At 60.1% G+C, this 21,522-nt stretch carries 19 protein-coding genes and 1 pseudogene; all 20 read right to left on the reverse strand.

Annotation, left to right across the window (positions count from 1 at the left end; genetic code table 11):
- Window positions 1-57 precede the first annotated feature (57 nt).
- The 20 genes and pseudogenes from fliE to ACIOUG_RS16160 all read right to left on the reverse strand — a co-directional run bounded on the left by fliE (window position 58) and on the right by ACIOUG_RS16160 (window position 21,472).
- Window positions 58-387, reverse strand: coding sequence for a flagellar hook-basal body complex protein FliE (gene fliE, locus ACIOUG_RS16065; RefSeq protein WP_025111944.1), 330 nt, complete (start codon window positions 385-387; stop codon window positions 58-60).
- Between the two features lie 251 nt (window positions 388-638).
- The gene (locus ACIOUG_RS16070; RefSeq protein ID WP_401066906.1) at window positions 639-2,030 is read right to left on the reverse strand and encodes a sigma-54-dependent transcriptional regulator; all 1,392 of its coding nucleotides are present in this window, start codon (window positions 2,028-2,030) and stop codon (window positions 639-641) included.
- Window positions 2,031-2,035: 5 nt separating this feature from the next.
- Entirely contained in the window at window positions 2,036-3,229 is a 1,194-nt protein-coding gene (locus ACIOUG_RS16075; RefSeq protein WP_401066937.1) for a sensor histidine kinase, read from the reverse strand.
- Window positions 3,230-3,353: 124 nt separating this feature from the next.
- A pseudogene (locus ACIOUG_RS16080) lies at window positions 3,354-4,829 on the reverse strand (sigma-54 dependent transcriptional regulator).
- 172 nt (window positions 4,830-5,001) lie between these two features.
- A complete protein-coding gene (locus ACIOUG_RS16085; RefSeq protein WP_003222861.1) occupies window positions 5,002-5,298 on the reverse strand; it encodes a hypothetical protein in 297 nt (98 codons plus the stop codon).
- A 10-nt stretch (window positions 5,299-5,308) separates the two neighbouring features.
- Window positions 5,309-5,704, reverse strand: coding sequence for a flagellar export chaperone FliS (gene fliS / locus ACIOUG_RS16090; RefSeq protein WP_007966231.1), 396 nt, complete (start codon window positions 5,702-5,704; stop codon window positions 5,309-5,311).
- Window positions 5,705-5,834: 130 nt separating this feature from the next.
- Window positions 5,835-7,289, reverse strand: coding sequence for a flagellar filament capping protein FliD (fliD, locus tag ACIOUG_RS16095; RefSeq protein WP_401066907.1), 1,455 nt, complete (start codon window positions 7,287-7,289; stop codon window positions 5,835-5,837).
- Window positions 7,290-7,372: 83 nt separating this feature from the next.
- Window positions 7,373-7,729 (reverse strand): flagellar protein FlaG, encoded by a 357-nt coding sequence (locus ACIOUG_RS16100; protein ID WP_007966227.1) that lies wholly within the window; start codon window positions 7,727-7,729, stop codon window positions 7,373-7,375.
- A gap of 73 nt (window positions 7,730-7,802) precedes the next feature.
- Entirely contained in the window at window positions 7,803-8,654 is an 852-nt protein-coding gene (locus ACIOUG_RS16105) for a flagellin domain-containing protein (RefSeq protein ID WP_367083837.1), read from the reverse strand.
- 238 nt (window positions 8,655-8,892) lie between these two features.
- The gene (locus ACIOUG_RS16110) at window positions 8,893-9,165 is read right to left on the reverse strand and encodes a hypothetical protein (RefSeq protein WP_401066909.1); all 273 of its coding nucleotides are present in this window, start codon (window positions 9,163-9,165) and stop codon (window positions 8,893-8,895) included.
- Window positions 9,162-10,451, reverse strand: coding sequence for a motility associated factor glycosyltransferase family protein (locus ACIOUG_RS16115; RefSeq protein ID WP_401066910.1), 1,290 nt, complete (start codon window positions 10,449-10,451; stop codon window positions 9,162-9,164). Before ACIOUG_RS16115 ends, ACIOUG_RS16110 begins: the two co-directional genes overlap by 4 nt.
- A gap of 86 nt (window positions 10,452-10,537) precedes the next feature.
- Window positions 10,538-11,464 (reverse strand): ketoacyl-ACP synthase III, encoded by a 927-nt coding sequence (locus ACIOUG_RS16120; RefSeq protein ID WP_047599991.1) that lies wholly within the window; start codon window positions 11,462-11,464, stop codon window positions 10,538-10,540.
- Window positions 11,465-11,690: 226 nt separating this feature from the next.
- Window positions 11,691-12,743 (reverse strand): pseudaminic acid synthase, encoded by a 1,053-nt coding sequence (gene pseI, locus ACIOUG_RS16125; protein ID WP_401066912.1) that lies wholly within the window; start codon window positions 12,741-12,743, stop codon window positions 11,691-11,693.
- Entirely contained in the window at window positions 12,736-14,241 is a 1,506-nt protein-coding gene (gene pseG, locus ACIOUG_RS16130) for a UDP-2,4-diacetamido-2,4,6-trideoxy-beta-L-altropyranose hydrolase (protein ID WP_401066914.1), read from the reverse strand. Before pseG ends, pseI begins: the two co-directional genes overlap by 8 nt.
- Window positions 14,238-14,933, reverse strand: coding sequence for a pseudaminic acid cytidylyltransferase (gene pseF, locus ACIOUG_RS16135; protein WP_401066916.1), 696 nt, complete (start codon window positions 14,931-14,933; stop codon window positions 14,238-14,240). Before pseF ends, pseG begins: the two co-directional genes overlap by 4 nt.
- Window positions 14,930-15,550: a pseudaminic acid biosynthesis-associated methylase gene (locus tag ACIOUG_RS16140; protein WP_401066917.1), complete on the reverse strand. Its 621-nt coding sequence runs from the start codon at window positions 15,548-15,550 to the stop codon at window positions 14,930-14,932. Before ACIOUG_RS16140 ends, pseF begins: the two co-directional genes overlap by 4 nt.
- Window positions 15,551-15,581: 31 nt before the next feature.
- Entirely contained in the window at window positions 15,582-16,739 is a 1,158-nt protein-coding gene (gene pseC, locus ACIOUG_RS16145) for a UDP-4-amino-4,6-dideoxy-N-acetyl-beta-L-altrosamine transaminase (RefSeq protein ID WP_401066918.1), read from the reverse strand.
- A complete protein-coding gene (gene pseB / locus ACIOUG_RS16150; RefSeq protein WP_401066920.1) occupies window positions 16,736-17,737 on the reverse strand; it encodes a UDP-N-acetylglucosamine 4,6-dehydratase (inverting) in 1,002 nt (333 codons plus the stop codon). Before pseB ends, pseC begins: the two co-directional genes overlap by 4 nt.
- Before the next feature lie 30 nt (window positions 17,738-17,767).
- A complete protein-coding gene (locus tag ACIOUG_RS16155; RefSeq protein WP_401066922.1) occupies window positions 17,768-20,683 on the reverse strand; it encodes a TIGR00180 family glycosyltransferase in 2,916 nt (971 codons plus the stop codon).
- 54 nt (window positions 20,684-20,737) lie between these two features.
- Window positions 20,738-21,472, reverse strand: coding sequence for a cephalosporin hydroxylase family protein (locus ACIOUG_RS16160; protein WP_145593079.1), 735 nt, complete (start codon window positions 21,470-21,472; stop codon window positions 20,738-20,740).
- Window positions 21,473-21,522: the final 50 nt, after the last annotated feature.

A 21,522-nucleotide genomic window follows, 5' to 3' on the forward strand; every position in this document is an offset into this window, starting at 1 on the left:
GGTGGCCTTGGCCGGAACATTATCGGCGACTGCTTCTGCCATGACTCAATCTCGTCCTTAAACCGGCATCTGCATGATGTCTTGATAAGCCTGAACCAGCTTGTTGCGCACCTGGGTCAGAGCCTGGAACGACACGCTGGCTTTCTGCGAGGCGACCATCACGTCCGTCAGATCGACGCCGCTCTTGCCGATTTCGAATGCGTTGGCCAACTGAGTCGACGCCTGCTGAGTATCGCTGACTTTGTTGATGGCCTGACCGAGCATGTCGGAAAAGCTGCTGCCTGCCAGTTCCGGGACGGCGGCAGTCGATTTCGGCGTGGCCATGGCGTCCATTTTCATGGCCTTCATGTCCATCATCAACCGATTAAATTCAATACCTTGGCTCATGGTCTACTCTCTTGGGCGGCCCGCAATTTTTTGACACTCACTCGGCGGGTACACAGGTGTTAGCAACAAGGGTGCCAGCTCGACGGACTTACTCTATAAAAGCCCATCAAGGCACCGCGTTAGGTCCAGGCACCGCGAAATCACTGTGGGAGCGGGCTTGCTCGCGAAGCGGGAGAGTCAGTCGACATTTTCGCAACTGACCCTGCGCTTTCGCGAGCAAGCCCGCTTCCACAATTGACTTGCGGCGAGTTTCAGGTGGCGAACAGATAGCCTTCGACGTCCATCCCGGCATCCCGCATCTGCGCCAGCTTGTAGCGCAGGGTACGCGGGCTGATACCGAGTTTTTCCGCGGCCTCCTTGCGCCGGCCACGCTCGGTACGCAGGGTGTCGATGATCATCTGGAACTCCCGGCGCCGCAGGTCATCGCCCAGCGCACCGGCGGATTCGGCCTCGACTTCGATCTCGCGTACCAACGGTTGCACCGGCGCGACGGCCGGCGCTGCGCTAAACGTCACCGCGCCGGTCAGGCAGAAATCCTGCGGCTGGATCAAACCGCCCTGCTGCAGAATCAGCGCCCGTTGAATCGCGTTATCCAGCTCGCGCACGTTGCCCGGCCACGGGTAGTGGGTCAGGCACGCCTGGGCTTCCGGCGAAAGTTTCGCCGCCGCATGCTTCATTTTATTGACGTGTTTGTTCAGCAACCGCTCCGCCAGCGGCAAGATATCGGCAGTGCGCTCGCGAAGTGGACGCCAGGCAAGGGGGAAAACCGACAGACGGTAAAAAAGATCTTCGCGGAAACGCCCCGCCGCCACTTCGCCAGCCAGATCACGGTTGGTGGTCGCCACTACGCGAATATCCAGGGTGATCGGTTTGCGCGCACCGACGCGCTCGACTTCACGCTCCTGCAACACCCGCAGCAACTTGGCTTGCAGGCCCAGGGGCATTTCGGAAATCTCGTCGAGCAGAATGGTGCCGCCATCGGCCTGCTCGAACTTGCCGGCCTGCGCCGCGATGGCGCCAGTGAACGAGCCCTTCTCGTGACCGAACAGCGTGGCTTCGAGCATGTTGTCGGGGATCGCTGCGCAGTTGATCGCGATGAACGGTTGGCTGGCGCGATGGGATTGCTGGTGGATGTAGCGCGCCAGCACTTCCTTGCCGGTGCCGGATTCGCCGGAGATCAGCACCGTGGAATCACTGCGCGCCACCCGCGCCGCCAGTTCGAGCAACTGCGCACTGGCCGGCTCGACCGCCACCGGACCTTCGCCATCAGCAACGCTGATGCAACCCAGGGCATGCCGCGACACCAGATCCAGCAGGGCCTTGGGCTCGAACGGCTTGACCAGATAATCCGCCGCACCCTGGCGCATCGCATCCACTGCGCGCTCGACGGCGCCATGCGCGGTCATCAGCAGCACCGGCAATTGCGGCTGACGGGCGCGCAACAGTCCAAGCAATTGATGGCCGTCCATGCCCGGCATGTTGACGTCGCTGACCACCAGGCTGAACGCCTCGCGCTCGACCGCTTGCAACGCCTCTTCGGCGCTGCCGACCGCACGATAGTCGTGCCCCGCCAGCAACAGCGTATCGGCCAGCGCTTCGCGCAACGAGCGGTCATCCTCGACCAGCAAAACCTTGATGCCCATGACGTTCACTCAGCTCCGTGTACAGCGGAAAACAGCGGCAGGATCACCTGCGCGCACGTGCCGCGCCCGACCCGCGAACGCAGCTGCAATTCTCCCTGATGTGCCCGGGCCACCGCCTTGACCACGGTCAGGCCAAGCCCGGTACCGGTAACCTTGGTGGTGAAAAACGGCTCGCCGAGTCGTTCGAGCACCGCCGGCTCAATGCCGCTGCCGCTGTCGCTGACGCACAGGCGCAGGCTGTTGTCGCGGCTGTAGCAATGCACTTTCAGGCGCACGTTGCCGTCGCTGGCCTGAATCGCGTTTTCGATCAGATTGAGAATCGCGCCGACCAGGGTGTCGCGGTTGCACAGTAGTTCGCCGACATGACTGTCGCACTGCCAGCGGATTGGCAGATCCTGCACATGGGTCAGGGCCGCCGCCTGCAGCGACTGCATCAAGGCATTCGGGGTGATTCGGTCGGTCAGCGGCAACTCGCCCCGGGCGAACACCAGCATGTCGCGCACCTGATGCTCCAGCTCATGCAGGCGCTCTTTGAGGCGTCCGGCAAAGCGCTGCTGGGTGGCGACCGGCAGTTCCTGCTCAGTCAAATGACTGGCGTACAACAACGCGGCGGACAGCGGTGTACGAATTTGATGGGCCAGCGAGGCAACCATGCGCCCCAGCGAGGACAGGCGCTCATGGCGCGCCAGTTGATCTTGCAGATGACGGGTTTCTGTCAGGTCGTTGAGCAGCACCAATTGCCCCGGCTCAGCGTCCAGCGAGCGGGTGGCAATCGACAGGCGTCGACCGTTTTTCAAAGAGATTTCATGACCGTCGTCTTCACGCGGGGCGAAGCAGCGGGCAATGACCTGGCGCCACAATTCGCCTTCCAGCGGCAGCCCGAGCAGGTCGATCGCCGCCGGGTTGGCTTCGCGAACCATGCCGTGGCCGTCAATCACGATGACGCCACCGGGCAACAGGTCGAGGAGGTTTTGCAGACGATTGGCCAGGCGTTCTTTCTCTGCCAGCTCCTGCATGCGCTGAGCGCTGACCACCGCCAATTCACCCTTGAGCTCGGTCACCCGGGCTTCAAGCATGCTGTAGGAGTCGGTCAGTTGACTGGACATCTGATTGAACAGCGCGAACGCCTGTTCAAGACCCTGACGGCTCGCCTGCTCTACGGACGACGGTTGCCCCTCGGCATTGGAGGCGGAAGACATCTGGGCGTGGGGCATTGTGTTCTCTCGCTGGCTGACCGTCAGTTAAACGGAATGTTGCGAGGGCTGTAGCAATACCCGTGCCTAAAAAAAACTGCTTATAAATGAAGGCGTTGAAAAACAGGCGTCAATCATCCGCCTGTTCGTCACCTTCGCGCCGGCTCATGCCGTACTTGCGCATCTTCTCGACCAGGGTGGTTCGGCGAATGCGCAGACGTTCGGCAGCGCGCGCCACGATGCCATTGGCATCATCGAGCGCCTGCTGGATCAGGCCCTGCTCCAGACCACCGAGGTAGTCCTTGAGGTCCAGACCTTCCGGCGGCAGCATCGCATTGGCGCTGAAGTCCGGCGTGTGGCCGTTGATTGCCACGCGCTCTTCGAGATCGCTGCGCAGGCTATCGACCATTTGCTCGTCTTCGTCGTCGACGTAGCGGAATTTCTTCGGCAACTCGACCACGCCGATCACCCCGTACGGATGCATGATCGCCATGCGCTCCACCAGGTTGGCCAGTTCACGGACGTTACCCGGCCAGCCGTGACGGCACAGCGACATGATCGCCGCCGAGTTGAAACGGATCGAGCCGCGCTTTTCGTGTTCCATGCGCGAGATCAGTTCGTTCATCAGCAGCGGAATGTCTTCGACGCGCTCACGCAGCGGCGCCATCTCGATCGGGAACACGTTCAGGCGATAGTAGAGGTCTTAGCTGATGGTTCCGATCTCGATCATGCTTTCGAGATTCTTGTGGGTCGCGGCAATGATGCGCACGTCGACGCTCTGGGTCTTGTTGCTGCCCACGCGCTCGAAGGTGCGTTCCTGCAGGACGCGCAGCAGCTTGACCTGCATTGGCAGCGGCATGTCGCCGATTTCGTCGAGGAACAGCGTACCGCCGTTGGCCAGCTCGAATCGCCCGGCACGGCTGGTGATCGCACCGGTGAAGGCGCCCTTCTCGTGGCCGAACAGTTCGCTTTCCAGCAGCTCTGCCGGGATCGCCCCGCAGTTGACTGGCACGAATGGCGCGTCGCGACGCTTGGAGTGGTAATGCAGGTTGCGTGCAACCACTTCCTTGCCGGTGCCGGACTCACCGAGGATCAGCACGCTGGCGTCGGTATCGGCCACTTGCTGCATCATCTGCCGGACATGCTGGATCGCCCGGCTGGTGCCGACGAGGCTGCGGAACAGATTGGGTTCGCGATGACGGCCGCGCTCGCGGGCCTGGTCGTACATCTCGCGATAGACCTGGGCACGGTGCAGGGAGTCGAGCAGTTTGCTGTAGCTGGGCGGCATTTCCAGGGTCGAAAGCACCCGGCGGCGCTGGTCTTCGGGCAAGTCGACGGAAGAATTATCGCCCATCAGCAAAACCGGAAGGAACTCATCCCAGGTTGAGAGTGTCTTTAACAAGCCCAAAAGTGCACCCGGAGCATTGACCGTCCCGATCAGTACACAGATGACTTCACGACTTGATGACAAAGAGCCGACAGCCTGCTGCCAGTCATGGCTGCCGCAGGGTAAATTTTCTTCGCCGAGAAAATTTAAGATCACCGCCAGGTCGCGGCGGCGAACGCTATCGTCATCGATCAGCAGAATTTTGGTTTCACGCCACATGCAATAGCAACTTCCCTAGTCAACTCAATGCCCGAAAAATGGGGCAAGCGAGACGCTTGCAGGACACCGTGTGCCTGTAGACGCCTGAAATCTGAAAACAGCCACTAGTTAAGTCAAAAAACCGTGCACAGTCAAATTTATGGCGCACATGTCTGGATTAACCGGGGATTAATTAACCAAACAGATGGTAAACCTTTGCCGCCTTTTGCGCTTGGGTGATCTGCGACATCTCGTTGGCTATCGCCTGGCGCTCACCCATCGCCGCCTCCAGAAGCTCCTTGTAGACGTGCAGCAGTTCTTCAAGGTTATTGCGCAAGGCCTCCTCATCCAGCGAGGCCTCGGCCATGACGTCTTCCATGCAGGAACGGCAAGCCAGATCCAGCTCGCCAATGGCTTCCCAGTTGCGTTCGGCCAGCGCACTGACCAAGGCTTCACGGGTATCTGCGATTCGCTGCAATACAAGACTCATGGTGCTCTCCTTAAAACTGGGGACCTGGCGGAGCGATGCCGTCCCAGCCTTCCTTTACGGTGCGCAGCAGGCCGGCAACTTCATCGAGGATTTTCGGATCGCTCTTGACGTTGGCCTCAGCGAGTCGCTTCATCATATAGATGTAAAGCTGGTTGAGCTCACCTACCGAATCAGCACTGTTTTCCAGATCCAGGCCTTCACACAATCCACCAATGATGCCAACAGCTTTACTGATGGCCGTGCACTTGGCGGGAATATCCTTGCGCTCGATAGCGCCCTTGGCCTGAGCGATGCGCTCCAGACCGCCTTCCATCAACATTTGTACCAGACGGTGCGGGCTCGCCTCGGATGTCTGGGCGTGCGCGCCGACTTTCTGGTATTGCCGAAGGGCTAACATTGGATTCATGTTCTACCTCATTTGCCACATTGACTCGTATAACCAGTGTATCGCCAACGAGCCACAGAACTTTAGATCAAAAGACAAAAACCCGGCGCACGCCGATAAAGCGTAGCCGGGTTTTTGTCGTTCTTGCCTGTTACTTCGCGGATTGCTGAGCGTTCAGCGTGCTGAAGAACGACGTGATGTTGCTCGCCGTGGCCTTCATCTGCCCGACCAGCAAGTCCATGGCGTTGTATTTGGCAGTCAACGTCTTGGTCAGGTTGGCAACACGTACATCCAGAGCCGTCTGCTGATCGGTAAGATTGCGCGTGTTTTTGTTCAGGATGGCCATGCGCTGATCAAGCAGACCGCTGCCGGTGATATCACCTGCCGCCGGCTTGAGGTACGGGTCCGTTGCCTTGGTCATGCGCGCCAGCAGACCGTTGGTGTCATCGGTGCCGGTGAACAATTGCTGAACCTGGCCAGTCATGCCTGGCTGAGCCATGGTTTTGTTGAAAGCCGTGGTATCAAATGTCAGGTTACCGGTGTTGCGATCGGTCATCACACCCAACTGTGACAGCACCGCCAACGGACCGCCGGCGCCCTTGGCCGTCAACTCGGCACGCACGTCGGCAATCAGCGCGCGCGGCATCGCGTCGCCAGTGAAGGCCGCTTGCACGGTCAGCTTGCCATCGGCGTCCGGCGTCGCCTTGGACAACGTATCAATGGTGGTCTTCAGCGTGTTGTAAGCGTCGACAAACGACTGAATCGATGTCTGCAAGCCTTTGGTGTTGGCATCTACGCTGACAACAGTCGGAGAGTTCGCGTTAGCGCTGACCGTCGTCAGATTCAGGGTCAGGCCACTGATGGCGCCGGTTACCGTATTGCTTTTGCTACTTACCTGAAGGCCGTCAATGGTCAACAGGGCATTTTTTGCAACGCCGTTGACGGCGCCTGAATCACCTGCCGCCGGAGTGCCGCTCATTGCCTTGGTGCCATCAATTTCCAGACCGGCAATACCGCTGACGGTGAGGTCGGAACCTTCGCCGGTCTTGCTCGAACTGATCACCAGACGCGAAGCACCATTGGCGTCGGTCACGATGTTGGCGGAAATACCGTTGGCACCCTGAGCCTTGTTGATCGCATCACGGGTGCTCTGCAAGGTGGCATCGGCCGGGATGTCGACATTGTAATCAGTGCCATTCTGACTGATTTTCAGGGTACCACTCGGAATGGCACTGGAGGCACCGCCGGCGAAAGAGGCACTGGCGATTTTCGAACCGGTGGCCAGCTGACTCACGACCACGTTGTAACTTCCCGCTACCGCAGTGCTGTCAGCGGTGGCGTTCAGAACCGACGTATTCGCCGAAGTGGCGGTGAAACCGGCAAACGCAGGGTTGGTTTTGCTGCCCAGATTGGTCATCGCCGTCTGGAACGCCGTCAGTGCGCTCTTCAACGAACCGACGCCGGAAATCTTCAGCGTGTTGGCTTTGGTCGCAGTATCGATTTGCGTCTGCTTCGGCGACTTGTCGGCGTTGACGAGCGCAGTAACGATCGCACCGATGTCCAGGCCGGAACCCAGGCCCGAACCCGGTAAAATTGGACTTGCCATGTGCATCTCCCTTCAGTTTGCTGCCGTTCTTTTGACCCTTCCCGGCGTCATTAAAGAAAGACAAACACTATTCATGCCAGCTCTCAGACTTTGGCGTCGAACAATACGTGGCTCGCGTTGGCGAGGCTGTCTGCCAGCTTGAGGGCTTCTGCGGAGGGGATCTGTCGAACGACCTCACCCGTCTCGCTTGCGATCACCTTGACGATGACCTTTCCGGAATGTTCGTCGATGGAAAACTCCAGATTGCGCTTGATCGACTGAACAAACTTTTCGATCTCCTGCACCGCCAGCTTCAACTTGGCATCGTCCGTATCCTGACTCTTGGCAGCGACCGGCGCTTGCACCTTGCTGACTTCAGGCGTCTCTGACGGTTTGTCAGCAACCGGCGTTACTGGCTTGGGAGCCGGATAAGACTGGTTAAGCTTCACGCTCATGTCCATGCTCATCACCTCCTAACGTAAAAAGGCGAGAGAGCACGACTAGCGCACTCCCCCGCCCGAACTCATTCCGAAATTACTGAAGCAGCTTCAGTACAGCGGAAGGCAGTTGGTTGGCTTGAGCCAGAACGGAGGTCGAAGCCTGCTGCAGAGTTTGCTGCTTGGTCAGGTTAGCAGTTTCTGCGGCGAAGTCGGTGTCTTGTACACGACCCTGTGCAGCAGTGGTGTTCTCAACGATGTTCTGCAGGTTGGAGATGGTGCTGGTCAGACGGTTTTGCGAAGCACCCAGGCTGGCACGGGTATCACCGATCGCAGCGATAGCAGCGTCGATTGCGGTGATGGCGGCGTCGATGTTGCTACCGGCGTTTGCAGCGTCAGTACCGGTCAGAGCCAGAGTACCTTTGTCCACGGACAGGCTGACGGCGTCGAACTTGGAGCTCAGTACCAGGTCGATGTGGTTGGCAGTACCGGTGTTAGCGCCAACTTGCAGAGTCACAGTACCAGCCGAACCGTCCAGCAGGTTTTTGCCGTTCAGGTTGGTGGAAGCAGCGATACGGCTGATTTCGTCGGACATGTCGGCGAATTCAAGGTTGGTCGCTTTCTGGTCAGCAGTGCCGTTGGTGCCGGTACGTGCTTTAACAGCCAGTTCACGCATACGCTGCAGGATGTCGGTAGTAGCTTGCAGAGCGCCTTCAGCGGTCTGAGCAACGGAGATACCGTCGTTGGCGTTCTGGATAGCCTGGTTGCCACCACGGATTTGCGATTGCATACGAGTGGAGATCTGCAGGCCAGCAGCGTCGTCTTTAGCGCTGTTGATTTTCAGGCCGGAAGACAGGCGCTGCATCGAAGTCGACAGAGCGTCGGAAGCACGGTTCAGGTTCTTTTGAACGTTCAGCGACGTGGTGTTGGTGTTTACTGTTAAAGCCATGACGAATTCCTCGTTGGTTGGGTACTGCGGCTTCCGGCCCTGGCAACCGCCTGGAATGGCCTAGAGAACCTTCGTAATAGTTATCGTCGGGTTGGCAGGTTGCTTGAGGGTTTTTTGAAAAAAATTTGCCATCACCCTGCCACCCCCGAGAAAACAAGGGCTTAGCGCCCTCCCACCTGCGAAAAAAATGACGCCATAAAACCGACCCGCGCGTAAAGCCGCGGGCCAGTGCGGTCGCTCACGTTGCCGATCGTGCTTTTTGCAACAGTTCGATCAACTCATACTCCATCCAGTCCGCCAGCCCCAACCAGTCCTGGCGTTCCTGACAATCGAGCATGTGCGTGAGTACAAAGGCCCAGTCCTGCTGACTCTGCGCAGGTGCAGCTATCAGCAACTGCTGCGCGCCCTCGAACACATCGACCATATCCAGCGCCGCCTCGACATCTCGCCCCAGACGAAACAACCCGGCGCACTGACGGCATTCGCCAACGCACTGCTCAATCGTCGTCATTGCACAAACTCCTGATTGAACTGCGTCCCGGCGATCAGTGCGCCCGCCCGACTGCTGTTGAAAAACTGTACCTGCGGATGCGCGGCGATATAGCGCTCCAGCACACATAGATATCCGCGAAAGTTCAGCTGCGTGCTGACCCGCTGGCCATGACCGTCCTGCACCCAGTGCCGCGCCTGATCGACCCCCGGCCCCAGATCACCGTCATTCCAGCCGGCATGGGTCTTGTTCATCGGGAAGGCGAAGTCGGCGCCAAACAGGGTAATGCGCGATGCCCCCATCTTCACCGCCAGATCCACCGCCGGATGAATCACGCTGCCACCGACATGCAGTTGCCCGCGCGGGTATTGCTCACGCAACGCGGCGTACACCGGGCTGGCCGAGTAACCGCCGTAGCGCTTGCCCTTCCAGGCAGTCAGCACCGCAGGATCGCTCATGGGCAGATACACCAACGGGATGCCAGCGGAGTCCTCGAACGGCAGATGCCGGAAGCTGATGCGCTGATCAATGGTGACCACCAGATCCGGGACGATCCCGTGTTCACGCAGTGGCCGGTAAGCGGTATCGACACACACCAACAATGGACGTTCGGCCTGCGCGTGCACCGCCGCCAGACGCTGGAAATGCCCTTCCAGGGTGGGACCGGTACCGATCACATAAATCTCCCGACCACTGGCGCTGCCGAACAACTGCGCGACATCATCATCGGCCAGCAACACCGGCAGGCAGTCCTGCAAACGCTGTTGAATGAACGGCAAGTTTGGATCGAACTCGCGATTGTTGAAGCTCAGGTGCACTTCGCTGACCAGCCGATCGCGGATCTTCGCGTTGAAGTCATCAGCCAGCAGCATCTCCGCCGGCAGGGCGAAAAACGGCGTACAGATATCTGACAGATCACCGGCATAGAACAGCTGCACGCGCGGATCTTCCAGCCATTGGCGCTGATCGAGCAACTGCAGCACCAGAGCGAACAACGCGCCATTGAGCACATGCACATACAGTTGCTCAAGCCCCGCGCGTTCCAGCAGCAGCGTTGGCAGATCACCGAGGCCAGTGCCATACACGTGCAGCTGCGGTTTTTCCGCCAGGCTGGCCGCCTGGATTCGGGCTTCGTGAACGCGGTCGTGGCGACTGGTCAGTTGCACGCCATTGACGCTGAGCGTCGAGCCCAATCCCTGCACCAGCTCGGCTTGAACGGCTGAACTGTCTTCCGCCATCAACCGCTCGAACAACGCCGGCCAGCGCTGCTGGATAACCTCGGCGTTGGCTTGGAAAAACTCGCTCATGCCGGCTCGCGCTCCCTTCAGGCAAAAAAATAGCGTTCAAGGGTAACCCTGAACGCTATTTTTGTATCCGCCGTTTTTGACCGGACTCAAGGACGATAGATGATCGCCGAGCCCCACGACAGACCGACACCGAAACCGCTCAGGGCAATGCGCTGCCAATCGGAATCGAGTACGTGTTTTTCCAGCAGCAACGGAATGCTCGACGACACGGTGTTGCCGGTCTCGACCATGTCCTTGATGAACTTCTCCGGCTCGCCTTCGAAACGCCGCGCCACCGCATCGACAATCGCCGCACTGCCCTGGTGAATGCAGAAGGCGTCGATGTCGTCAGCCTTGAGGCCGGAGTCGTCGAGCAATTCGTGCAAGTGCGCCGGGACTTTGAGCAGCGCGAAGTTGAACACCTGACGCCCGTTCATGAAGAACACGCCATCGGTGACTTTCAGGTGCGGTGCACCGGAACCGTCGGTGCCGAATTTGGCCTTGCCCAGCGCCCAGGAAGGATCTTCGCCCATCCAGGTGGCGGTGGCGGCATCGCCGAAGAGCATGGTGGTGTTGCGGTCTTCCGGATCGACGATTTTCGAATACGGATCAGCGGTGATCAGCAGGCCGTTCTTCAGGCCGGCAGCTTCCATGAAGCCTTTGATCGCGTAGATGCCGTAGACGTAACCGGAGCAGCCCAGGGAAATATCGAACGCCGCAACATGGGTCGGCAGACCGAGCTTGTCCTGGACGATGGCAGCGGTGTGCGGCAGGCCTTCTTCGTCACCGTTCTGAGTGACGACGATCAGTGCGTCGATCGATTCACGCTTCAGTTCAGGGTTGCTGGCAAACAGCGCATTGGCCGCTTCCACACACAGATCGGAGGTTTCCTGTTCAGCGTCTTTACGCGGCAGGAAGGCCGAACCGATTTTGCCGAGGATGAATTCTTCATCCTTCTCGAATTTTGCACCTTGTGCGTAATTGTCCACGCCGGCTACAGGAACGTAGCTCGCAATGCTTTTTATGCCAATCATTACGGCTTCCCAATAAAAAACAGCCCAAAACCACCGCTCGCAAGGATTCGAGGGGCGCCGACAAACAGAAAACGGCCGCCACAAAGGGCAGCCATGGGGAGCGCAAAGGGCTATCACTGGAACCGATACACGGCCAGGCGCCATCTCCCCGGTCAATACAATACAGTGAAGATGCGCGTTATGACTCGCAGGTCACGCTATTTAGCCGAATCGGTTGCAGATCGGCTTATTCGACCAACGACCAGTCCAGCGGCGTGCCACGTTTGATCGCCTGACGAGCGCGGCGACCGAGGACGGCATCGGTGTGCTTGGGCGGCAGACCGAGACCAGGACGAATGGCGCGCAGATTGTCCCCGGAAAAGGGCTCACCGGCCGCCATGTCGGCAGTGACGTACAGCGAACGGCGATAGACCAGCGACTTGCGCTCGGCCTCGGTGACGCCGTAATGCACCTGACCCATGGCCTGCCAGGCACGTTCGGTTTCCACCACCAGACTGGCCAGCTCGGCTGGTTCCAGCGAGAAACTGGCATCGACCCCGCCCGCCGAACGGTCGAGGGTAAAGTGCTTTTCCACCACCGTCGCCCCGAGCGCCACAGCGGCCACGGACACGCCAACACCCATGGAGTGATCGGACAGCCCCACCTCGCAACCGAACAGTTCCCGCAGGTGCGGAATCGTACGCACATTGCTGTTGAGCGGGGTTGCCGGGTAAGTGCTGGTGCATTTGAGCAGCACCAGATCCTTGCACCCCGCCTCGCGGGCGGCGCGCACGGTTTCGTCGAGCTCGGCGATGCTGGCCATGCCGGTGGAGATGATCAGCGGTTTGCCGGTCGCGGCCACGCGGCGGATCAACGGCAGGTCAGTGTTTTCGAAGCTGGCGATCTTGTAGGCCGGCACATCAAGGCTTTCGAGAAAGTCCACCGCCGTGTCATCGAACGGCGTCGAGAACGCGAGCATCCCCAGCTCTTTGGCCCGGGCAAAAATCGGTGCGTGCCACTCCCATGGGGTATGAGCTTTCTCGTATAGCTCGTAGAGCGAGGTGCCGGCCCACAGGCTGTTCGGGTCCTTGATGAAGAACTCACCCTCGGCCAGATCCAGGGTCATGGTCTGCGCGGTGTACGTCTGCAGCTTCAAGGCATGCGCACCCGCCTTGGCAGCGGCCTCGACAATCTGCAGCGCCACCTCCAGTGACTGGTTATGGTTGCCGCTCATCTCGGCGATGATGAACGGCGGCGCATCGGCACCGATCAGACGCTCGCCAATCTTGAAACTACTCATCACAGTGATCCTTCAAAACCTGGGTGAACGCGCAGGCACTCTGGGTGAAACCGGCGTCATGAAATACGTTCAAAGAGGGTCGGTTATCCGGCAGGACCTGAGCGCTAATCGCGGTCAGCTGCGGCCAGTGCGCGCGGACAAACGCCTCGCCTCGTGCCAGCAGCGCCCTGCCCCAGCCGAGACCGAAACGCCCCTCCAGCAGATACAACGACACTTCGGCCTCATAGCCGCGCAAGTCATAGCGCAACACGCCGACCGGGCCATCATCGGCCTCGGCGATCAATAGCAGACGCTGCGGGTTGCGCAGGCTCGCATTCAGCCAGTCCAGGTGCTGCGGCCATTCGATCACGCCGCTGTCCAGCGACCAGCGCCTTACGGCCTCGGCATTGCGCCCCTCGAACAGCAACCGCGCATCGTCCAGCGTCGCCACCCGCAGGTTGAGCACCGCGCCGGCCAACGCTGCCGCCACGCGCAACGCACCGCGCCCATCCACCAACTGTCGCGAGCGCTCGGCCAGGCTTTGGCGCAGATAGAAATTGTCGACGACAAAACCGACGGCATCGCGCAGTTGTTCGACGCTGACCTGCTCGCGGGCGCCCATGAACACATGCGCCCCCGCCGCCGCCATGACTTCGCCGTTGGCCTGCTGATTGTTCGAGACCGCGATGCAGATCGTCGGCAGGCCCAGCGCTGCACGCTCCCAACTGGTACCGCCACCGGCGCCGATAAACAGATCGGCCGCGGTCATGCGTTGCTGGAAATCGCTGACGAAACTGTGCAGGCGCCAGTGCGGCCGGGTTGCGGCCAGCGCCTGCATTTGCGCCCACGCCGGATTGTCTGCACCGGCGACGAAATCCACTTCCAGTTCGGTGAAATCCTTCAGGGCCAGCATCGCGTGATGGGTCTGCATCGCCGCGTCGAAGCCACCGAAATTCACTAGCACCCGGCGGGCCCTCGGCTTGATCTCGATGGCCGGGCAGACGAATTCTTCGCGCAGCATGGCGTAGCGCGGGCCGAGCAAGGTGCGGCAGCCTTCGGGCAGCAGCGGCGCGTAGTTCTCGCTGAGGCCAGACAAGTTCTGATTGAGCAGCAGATCGACGCTGTAATGCCGGGTGGCGAGATCGTCCACCGCCGCGATCCGAGGTGCCCAACGGCGCGCTGCGGTTTGCCACTGATGATCGAGGCCGTAATGGTCGGCGATGATCCAGTCGAATGCGGCGTGACCTGCCAGCAAAGCGTCCAGCGCGTGGATGTCAGCCTGCCACGGCAGCATCGATTCGATGGCCTGCTGCGGGTCTTCGTTGGGATAGACGTCCGGCAAGGCGAAGGTCTCGAAACCTTCGGCAGCCAAGGCATCAAGCCGATGTCCCGGCAACCGCCGACAGGCAAAGGCAACATGACTGCCCTGCTTGCGCAGCACCCGCGCCAAGGTCAGGCAGCGGGCAATGTGGCCACTGCCGATGGTCGGCGAGGCGTCGGCGCGGATCAGCACTCTCATTGCAGTTCTCCGCCGGCCTTGAGCGCGGCGTAGAGGTATTCAGCGCGCTTCCAGTCTTCCAGCGTGTCGATGTCCTGCACCAGATGCCGTGGCAGAATTACCGGCAGGCTGGCGGTTGAATACAGCACCTCGCCGCGCAACCACGCTTCGCTGCGGCCCCAGTAAAACTGGCCGGCGTCCTGAAAAGCTTCAGGCAGATCCTGCGAGCGAGTGTTGCGAAATTCCGGGTACAACGCGGTCAATGCGCCCTGCCCGTCCACCGTCAGCGCCCGCTGCACGGGGAAACCAAAGCTGCACACAGAAAACGCAAACGACTTCTGCGGATGCTGCTGCAGCAACTCCAACCCCTGACGCAGAAAACGCGCCTGCAACAACGGCGCCGTGGCGTACACGCAGCAGGCGAAATCGAACGCAGGCAGTTGCTGCAAGGCATGCACGATCACCGCAGCGGTGCCGGTGAAATCATCCGCCAGTTCAGCCGGACGCAGGAACGGCACGTGCGCACCATGGGCCAGCGCCAGTTCAGCAATTTCGGCGTCATCGGTACTGACCACGATCTGGTCGAACAGACCGCAATCCTGCGCCGTACGGATCGAGCGAACGATCATCGGCACACCGTCGAACGGCAACAGATTCTTGCGCGGGATGCGCTTGCTGCCACCACGGGCCGGGATGATTGCGACACTGTTCAAGGACGTTTTTCCAGCAGGAACCAGGTGATGTCATCCACCGGAAATTGCGGGTCACGGTGATAACCAAAGCCGTAATCGATCAATTGCAGATCGGCATAACGATCAAGCATTTCCCCGGCGAAATCGCGCTTGAACAGCTTGCCGCTGTTGCCGCGATAGGACACTTCCACCGGCGCCGGGTTGTAGTATTCGGCGATCAGGATGTAGCGCTGGCTCAACTCATACAGCTGCGCATAGGCAGTCGGCAGCAGCTCCGGCGCCAAATGGATCAGCACGCCTTTGCTCAGGGTCAGGTCGTAACGGCGCTCGCGGGGAAAGTCGAACAGCGAGCCGTGCCAGATCTGCGCGATGCCCAGTGCCCGCGCCTGAGCACAGGCGCTTTGATTGATCTCGACGCCGAACAATTCACTTTGCGGCAGCAGTTGATGCAAAGCCTGCAGGTTGTTGCCGGCATTGGTGCCCAGCTCCAGCAGACTTTCGATCCGGCCGGTGCGGGTCAGCGCCTTGGCGAACAACGCCAGATTGGCCGCCACCAGCGGCTGACCGACGTTGCGATCGAGGTACTGGTTGCCGAAATCGCCCTGCCAGAATTTTTCCTGCTCACTCAGATCACGCATTGCACAGTCTCATTCGCCGCCGCAGCGGGATTTATTCGGTCAGCCGGCGCAATTGCTCGACCACATGATCCTGTTGCTCATCGCTGAGCAACGGAAACAGCGGCAGGCTGATCGCCTCGGCGTAATAACGCTCGGCCTCGGGGAAGTCGCCCTCGGCGAAACCCAGGTCGCGATAATACGGCTGCAAATGCACCGGAATATAGTGCAGGTTCACGCCGATACCGGCGGCACGCAAGCCTTCGAACACCTGACGGTGGGTCAGGCCGATGCGCTCGGTTTGCAAGCGCACCACGTACAGATGCCAGGCAGATTCTGCCTCCGGCTGCGCGCTGGGCAAGGCCAGCGGCAGGTAGGCCAGTAAACGGTCGTAGCGCGCCGCCAGTTCACGGCGACGGGCGATGAAGCCGTCCAGCTTGGCCAGTTGCGACAGGCCCAGCGCCGCCTGCAAATCAGTGATCCGGTAATTGAAGCCCAGCTCGATCTGCTGGTAATACCAAGGGCCGTGGCTGGGCTCGCTCATCTGCTGCGGATCGCGGGTCATGCCATGGCTGCGCAGGCGTTGCAGACGCTCGGCCAGTTGCGGGCGATTGGTCAAGACCATGCCGCCCTCGCCGCTGGTGATGACCTTCACCGGGTGGAAACTGAACACGGTCATCGCCACAAATTCTCCGCACCCCACCGGACGCCCGGCATAGGTCGCGCCCACCGCGTGCGAGGCATCTTCGATCACGGTGAAGTTGTAGCGCTCGGCCAATTCGGCAATCTTGCGCAGGTCGCAGCTCTGCCCGGAGAACGCTACCGCCACCAGCACTTTGGGCAGCGTGCCGTTCTGCTCGGCCTGATCGAGTTTCGCCGCGAGGGCGAAGGCATCGAGGTTCCAGGTCAGCGGATCGATGTCGACGAAATCCACGTCGGCGCCGCAATAGCGCCCGCAGTTGGCCGAAGCGAGGAAAGTGTTCGGCGTGGTCCACAAGCGATCGCCCGGGCCAAGGCCGGCTGCGAGACAGGCAATGTGCAGCGCCGCGGTGGCGTTGCACACCGCCACCGCGAAGTCGGCCTGACACCGTTCGGCCATCGCCTGCTCGAAGCGCTCGATGGTCGGGCCCTGAGTCAGCCAGTCCGATTGCAGCACCTCGACCACCGCATCGATGTCCGCCTGATCAACGCTCTGCCGACCGTAGGGAATCATGCCGACAACTTCGCGTGCAGCTCGGCGATCTGCCCGACCGAGAGGTAGTGCGGATTGGTGTCGGAGCGGTATTCGAAATCTTCACTCACTGGCCGGCCATGTTCGCCGAGTTTGTCCACGGAGAAATCGACATCGACGCTGGTAAAGCGGATCGACGGCTGAATCGTGTAGTGATCTTCAAACTCGAGGGTCATCCGCGCATCGTCCAGCGGCACCATCAGTTCATGCAGTTTTTCCCCCGGACGAATGCCGACGTTCTTGTGCGGCAGATGCTCGGCCATGCCCCGCGCCAGATCGACGATTCGAATCGACGGGATCTTCGGCACGAACACTTCGCCGCCGTGCATCCGCGCAAAGCTGTCGAGAACAAATTGCACGCCGTGATCGAGGGTGATCCAGAAGCGCGTCATGCGCTCGTCGGTGATCGGCAGCTCCGTAGCACCGTCGGCAATCAGCTTGCTGAAGAACGGCACCACCGAGCCCCGCGAGCCCGCCACGTTGCCGTAGCGCACCACGGCAAAACGCGTTTGTTGTTCGCCGGCAATGTTGTTGGCGGCAACGAACAGTTTGTCCGACAGCAACTTGGTTGCGCCGTACAGGTTGATCGGGCTGGCCGCCTTGTCGGTGGACAGCGCCACGACTTTCTTCACACCGTTGTCGATGGCAGCGGCGATGATGTTCTCCGCGCCATTGACGTTGGTGCGGATGCACTCGGTCGGGTTGTACTCCGCCGCCGGCACCTGCTTGAGCGCCGCCGCGTGCACCACGTAGTCGATGCCACGCATGGCCTGACGCAGACGGTCGGCGTCGCGCACGTCACCGAGGAAGTAACGCATGCACGGCGCGTTGAACGTCTGCTGCATTTCGTACTGCTTGAGTTCATCGCGGGAGAACACCACCACCCGCTTGGGCTGGTATTGCTCTAGCAGACGGGCGATGAACTTGCGCCCGAACGAGCCGGTGCCGCCGGAGATGAAGATCGATTTACCGTTGAACATGTGCTGATTCCTGTTCCTTGTCCGACGGACTCAAGCGAGTAACTGCGACCAGTCGATCGAAGCATTTTCAGCCAGCGTAAAACCTTTGCCGGTGAGGGCCAGGTTGGCGTTGTAGGCCGGATCCTGTGCAAAGGCGCCGCTCCATTTCTCCCGCAAAGCCTGCAGCGCCTCGGGTGCTTGCGGCAGCTCGCCGGTATGCAGCACCTGCACCGACGGCGTCCAGACGGTGAGGTAGCCCGCCTGTCCGGCCTTGAGGCACAGGTCGACATCGCTGAAACCGCTGGCGAAATCGATTTCGTCCAGACCGCCCAACGCGTCGAACAGTTCTTTGCGCACCATCAGACAAACCTTCGACACCGCCGAGTAATTCTGCTCGACCGCCAGACGTTGCATGTAACCCGCAGCCGCATGTTTTTCGCCGATAAAGGCCGAGCCCACGCCGCCGTTCAGACCGAGAATCAAACCGGCCTGAGAAACCTTGCCGTCGCGGTCGACCAGTTTGGCACCGACGATACCGACCTCCGGCCGCTGGGCATGGTTGAGCAACGAATCGATCCAGTTCGGATTGACGATTTCACTGTCAGTGGCCAGCAGTACCAGGTACTCCCCCTGCGCCTGCTCGCTGGCGGCGTTGTACAACGCCGTCTCGCCGAGCGGCTGATCCGCACGCAGCACATTGACTTTAGGGTTACGCAGCGCGCCCAGCCAGTCATTGACCTCGGCCGACTGATTCGGATTGGCCGCAATCAGCACTTCATAACGGCTGTAACGGGTTCTGAGCAACACGCCTTCCACGCAGCGACGCAGCGCCGGCAGATCGTCGATGGCCGGTACAATGATCGACACCATCGGCTGTTCGGTATGGCGATAATCGACTTGCCAGGTCCCCGGCAGCGACGACGTGACCTTGGCCTTGTAGCCGCGATTGGCCAAATGGCGCAGCAATGCCAGACGCTCATGGGCCACTTCCTCCTGCGCCGGGACCTGGGTGATCAACAGCGGCTCGTCAAGATGCGCCAGACCGTCGAGGCCGCCCTGCTCAATCAGACGCAACAGCAGGTCGAACTCCAACGCCTTGCTGAAATCGGCCTGATATCCGCCCACCTCAAGGAAAACCTCGCGACGGATCAGCCAATGGCGCGCCATCAACGACGGGTTGCTCTGCAGCAAGTCGAGATTGAAGCCGGGGCGGAATACGTCGATCAGCGCGCCCTCATCATTGCGCTGGATTTCATCGGTGGCGACCGCGCGAAGGCCAGTAGCCGACATCAATTCCAGGCCGGCACGCAGCAGGCCACCCGTGGTGAACTCATCGCCCACGTGTGCCAACAGCAGCCAGTCGCATGGCGACTGGGCCGCACTCTGGTTGAGTTTGTCGATGAAATTGCCCGAGGTAACGCGAACAAAGTGCAAGGTGTTCTGCGCCGTAGTCGCCGCCTGCGGCTCGCCCGTGGTGAAGACCACGATCTTGAAGGATTTACTGTGGCCTTCAACCAGGCTGTCGAGGGTCACCTGCAACTTGTCGACGTTGTTGTCCAGGTCCAGCAGAAAAATGCCGAACTGTGGCCCGCCGTTGTTCGCCGCCAGGTAAGCGGCAATCATCGCCCGCTGCTCGGCGTCCGGCGTACGGCACGCCAGCCATTCGAGCAAACGACCCGAGCGCATTTTGCTGAAGGCCGGGTAATGATCAGCCTTGGATACCGCTTCAAGACGCCCATCCCACGCAGCCAATTCCTGCGCCTGTTCGTCATCACCGGATGCCTGCAATTGCTTGACCAGACGCTTGACCACTCGGCGATTGAACGCGTTGCTGTCGTGGGCCTGCCACAAGCGATCGAGCACACTTTCCGGGGAATCGTTATTGCGTGCCTGGAGCAGGTATTCCTGCCGGGTCCAGACACCCTCGAGCTGTTCCAGTTGCACACGGCCGGCCGGCATCGCATGCAAGAGAAATTCGAACTCGGCCAGCAAGTCAAAAAAGCGCTGGTTGTAGAACGGCATCTCGACGTACTGCAGTGGCCCGAATCGGCGCTCTGGCGTTTTGGATACGTTGTTCCAGATGGACTGGAAAATCAGCTCGGCCGTCAGTGCGCGACCGGTCACCAGGCTATCGGTCATTGCCGCGAAGCTTTCCAGGGCGAACGCCTTGCGCTGCGCCTGGTCGAGGTCGGTGATGCCCGTCGGCAGCGAGGCGAGGAATTCGGCGAAGGCTTCACGCTCGGCCACCGACTTGGCATCGGTGTACGACAGCGCGTGATACACCTCGGTGTTGTGGTCGGAGAAACCGACGTTGATTTCACGCACGACATACGGGATTGGCAGCACCCGCGCCTTGGCGTTCGCCAGCAAGTAGTAGCTGTGACCAATCTCCTGCCATTCGAAACTGGTGCCCGCCGGCAATGCCGCATACCAGTCCTGGATGATCGAGGTTCGGCACACGCCATAGAACGGCGGTACGTACTGATGCATGAAATCGAGGACGCGATCCTCGGCACGCTCCGAGGCGTAGTCTTCGCAGATTTTCTTGTCGCGGCGGTAGTAGCTGACGCTCCCGGCCAGCGCCAGGTACATCAGGCAATAGCCGTGGCACAAACCGTAGTCGCGGTTGGCTTCAAGAAAGCTCACCGACTCGGCCAACGACTCATGCAGGATGAAATCGTCATCTGCCGCGAACACCATATACGGCGTGGTCAGTTGCTCGACGCCGTAGGTCAGTTTGGCCTGCATGCCCCAATAGGCGAATTGCGGCAGGTGCTGATAATCGACCGAGGAAAAGTCACCTTCCGGGCGCTCGGGAGAAGAGTCCAGCACCAGCACCTTGCAAGGCAGGCTGCTGTAGTACTGCAGCGCTCGACGCAAAAAAGCCGGGCGGTTGTGGGTGATCAGAACCACCGTCAGCAACTCGCTCAATGGCAGCCTGTTTTCAGAACCGTACTTGCCTTGCATAACTTCTCCCACAATCGGCGAAACCGCCCGAAAAACGCTTGATGATGGAACCGATTAACGAACCCGACGCAGATAGCCATCCGCAGCAACGGTGATCAGCAGCTTGTCCTGCATGTGCTGGTCGATCTCGAAATCAGCGTTCTCCTTGAGGTAGGCCCAGACCGCTGTTTTCGGGTTGTCGCCCGGCCCCCATGGACGATCCGGGAAGGCATCGGCCGGCATGTCTTCAACCACGGTGTCCATGACCACGCAATAGCTGTCCAGCGAAACCAGTGGCGCATAGAAACGCAGCTCTTCGAGGACGTGTTCGTGGGTATGGTTGGAATCGAGCACCACGATCACTTTCTTGCCGGCGGCAGCCTGACGCACTTGCTCGACCACGGCCGGATCCAGGCTGGAACCTTCGATCATGCTGATGCGCTTGATCATCGGGTGGCTTTCGATGGCTTCGCGGTTGTGCGCTCGAATGTCGCGATCAATACCCAGCACTTCGCCATGGCCCTGCAACTCCAGCAACGAGGCGTAGTAAATGATCGAGCCGCCATGGGCAATGCCACACTCGATCACCAGGTCAGGCTTGATGCGCCAGATCAGTTCCTGCATCGCCATCATGTCTTGTGGCAATTGAATGATCGGACGGCCCATCCACGAGAAGTGATAGGTGTACTTGTGTCGGGCCGACTGGTTGTAGAACTCCTGGGCCAGCGCCTTCAGGTCCTTGTCCTGGCCCTGGGCATTGACTTCGGCGTGGCACTCCGCCTCGAAAGCTTTGATTACGTTATCGCTCATTGTCCGGTCTCACTGAAAAGTCATTGGATAGTCGCGCTGCCAAAAGGCAT

This window comes from Pseudomonas sp. NPDC087803 (assembly GCF_044742995.1).
GTDB lineage: Bacteria > Pseudomonadota > Gammaproteobacteria > Pseudomonadales > Pseudomonadaceae > Aquipseudomonas.

Excerpts from the sequence above, each read along its gene's own strand:
- fliE (WP_025111944.1), bottom strand. The coding sequence starts at position 387 with ATGAGCCAAGGTATTGAATTTAATCGGTTGATGATGGACATGAAGGCC.
- ACIOUG_RS16070 (WP_401066906.1), bottom strand. The coding sequence starts at position 2,030 with ATGGGCATCAAGGTTTTGCTGGTCGAGGATGACCGCTCGTTGCGCGAA.
- ACIOUG_RS16075 (WP_401066937.1), bottom strand. The coding sequence starts at position 3,229 with ATGTCTTCCGCCTCCAATGCCGAGGGGCAACCGTCGTCCGTAGAGCAG.
- ACIOUG_RS16085 (WP_003222861.1), bottom strand. The coding sequence starts at position 5,298 with ATGAGTCTTGTATTGCAGCGAATCGCAGATACCCGTGAAGCCTTGGTC.
- fliS (WP_007966231.1), bottom strand. The coding sequence starts at position 5,704 with ATGAATCCAATGTTAGCCCTTCGGCAATACCAGAAAGTCGGCGCGCAC.
- fliD (WP_401066907.1), bottom strand. The coding sequence starts at position 7,289 with ATGGCAAGTCCAATTTTACCGGGTTCGGGCCTGGGTTCCGGCCTGGAC.
- ACIOUG_RS16100 (WP_007966227.1), bottom strand. The coding sequence starts at position 7,729 with ATGGACATGAGCGTGAAGCTTAACCAGTCTTATCCGGCTCCCAAGCCA.
- ACIOUG_RS16105 (WP_367083837.1), bottom strand. The coding sequence starts at position 8,654 with ATGGCTTTAACAGTAAACACCAACACCACGTCGCTGAACGTTCAAAAG.
- ACIOUG_RS16110 (WP_401066909.1), bottom strand. The coding sequence starts at position 9,165 with ATGACGACGATTGAGCAGTGCGTTGGCGAATGCCGTCAGTGCGCCGGG.
- ACIOUG_RS16115 (WP_401066910.1), bottom strand. The coding sequence starts at position 10,451 with ATGAGCGAGTTTTTCCAAGCCAACGCCGAGGTTATCCAGCAGCGCTGG.
- ACIOUG_RS16120 (WP_047599991.1), bottom strand. The coding sequence starts at position 11,464 with ATGATTGGCATAAAAAGCATTGCGAGCTACGTTCCTGTAGCCGGCGTG.
- pseI (WP_401066912.1), bottom strand. The coding sequence starts at position 12,743 with ATGAGTAGTTTCAAGATTGGCGAGCGTCTGATCGGTGCCGATGCGCCG.
- pseG (WP_401066914.1), bottom strand. The coding sequence starts at position 14,241 with ATGAGAGTGCTGATCCGCGCCGACGCCTCGCCGACCATCGGCAGTGGC.
- ACIOUG_RS16140 (WP_401066917.1), bottom strand. The coding sequence starts at position 15,550 with ATGCGTGATCTGAGTGAGCAGGAAAAATTCTGGCAGGGCGATTTCGGC.
- pseC (WP_401066918.1), bottom strand. The coding sequence starts at position 16,739 with ATGATTCCCTACGGTCGGCAGAGCGTTGATCAGGCGGACATCGATGCG.
- pseB (WP_401066920.1), bottom strand. The coding sequence starts at position 17,737 with ATGTTCAACGGTAAATCGATCTTCATCTCCGGCGGCACCGGCTCGTTC.
- ACIOUG_RS16155 (WP_401066922.1), bottom strand. The coding sequence starts at position 20,683 with ATGCAAGGCAAGTACGGTTCTGAAAACAGGCTGCCATTGAGCGAGTTG.
- ACIOUG_RS16160 (WP_145593079.1), bottom strand. The coding sequence starts at position 21,472 with ATGAGCGATAACGTAATCAAAGCTTTCGAGGCGGAGTGCCACGCCGAA.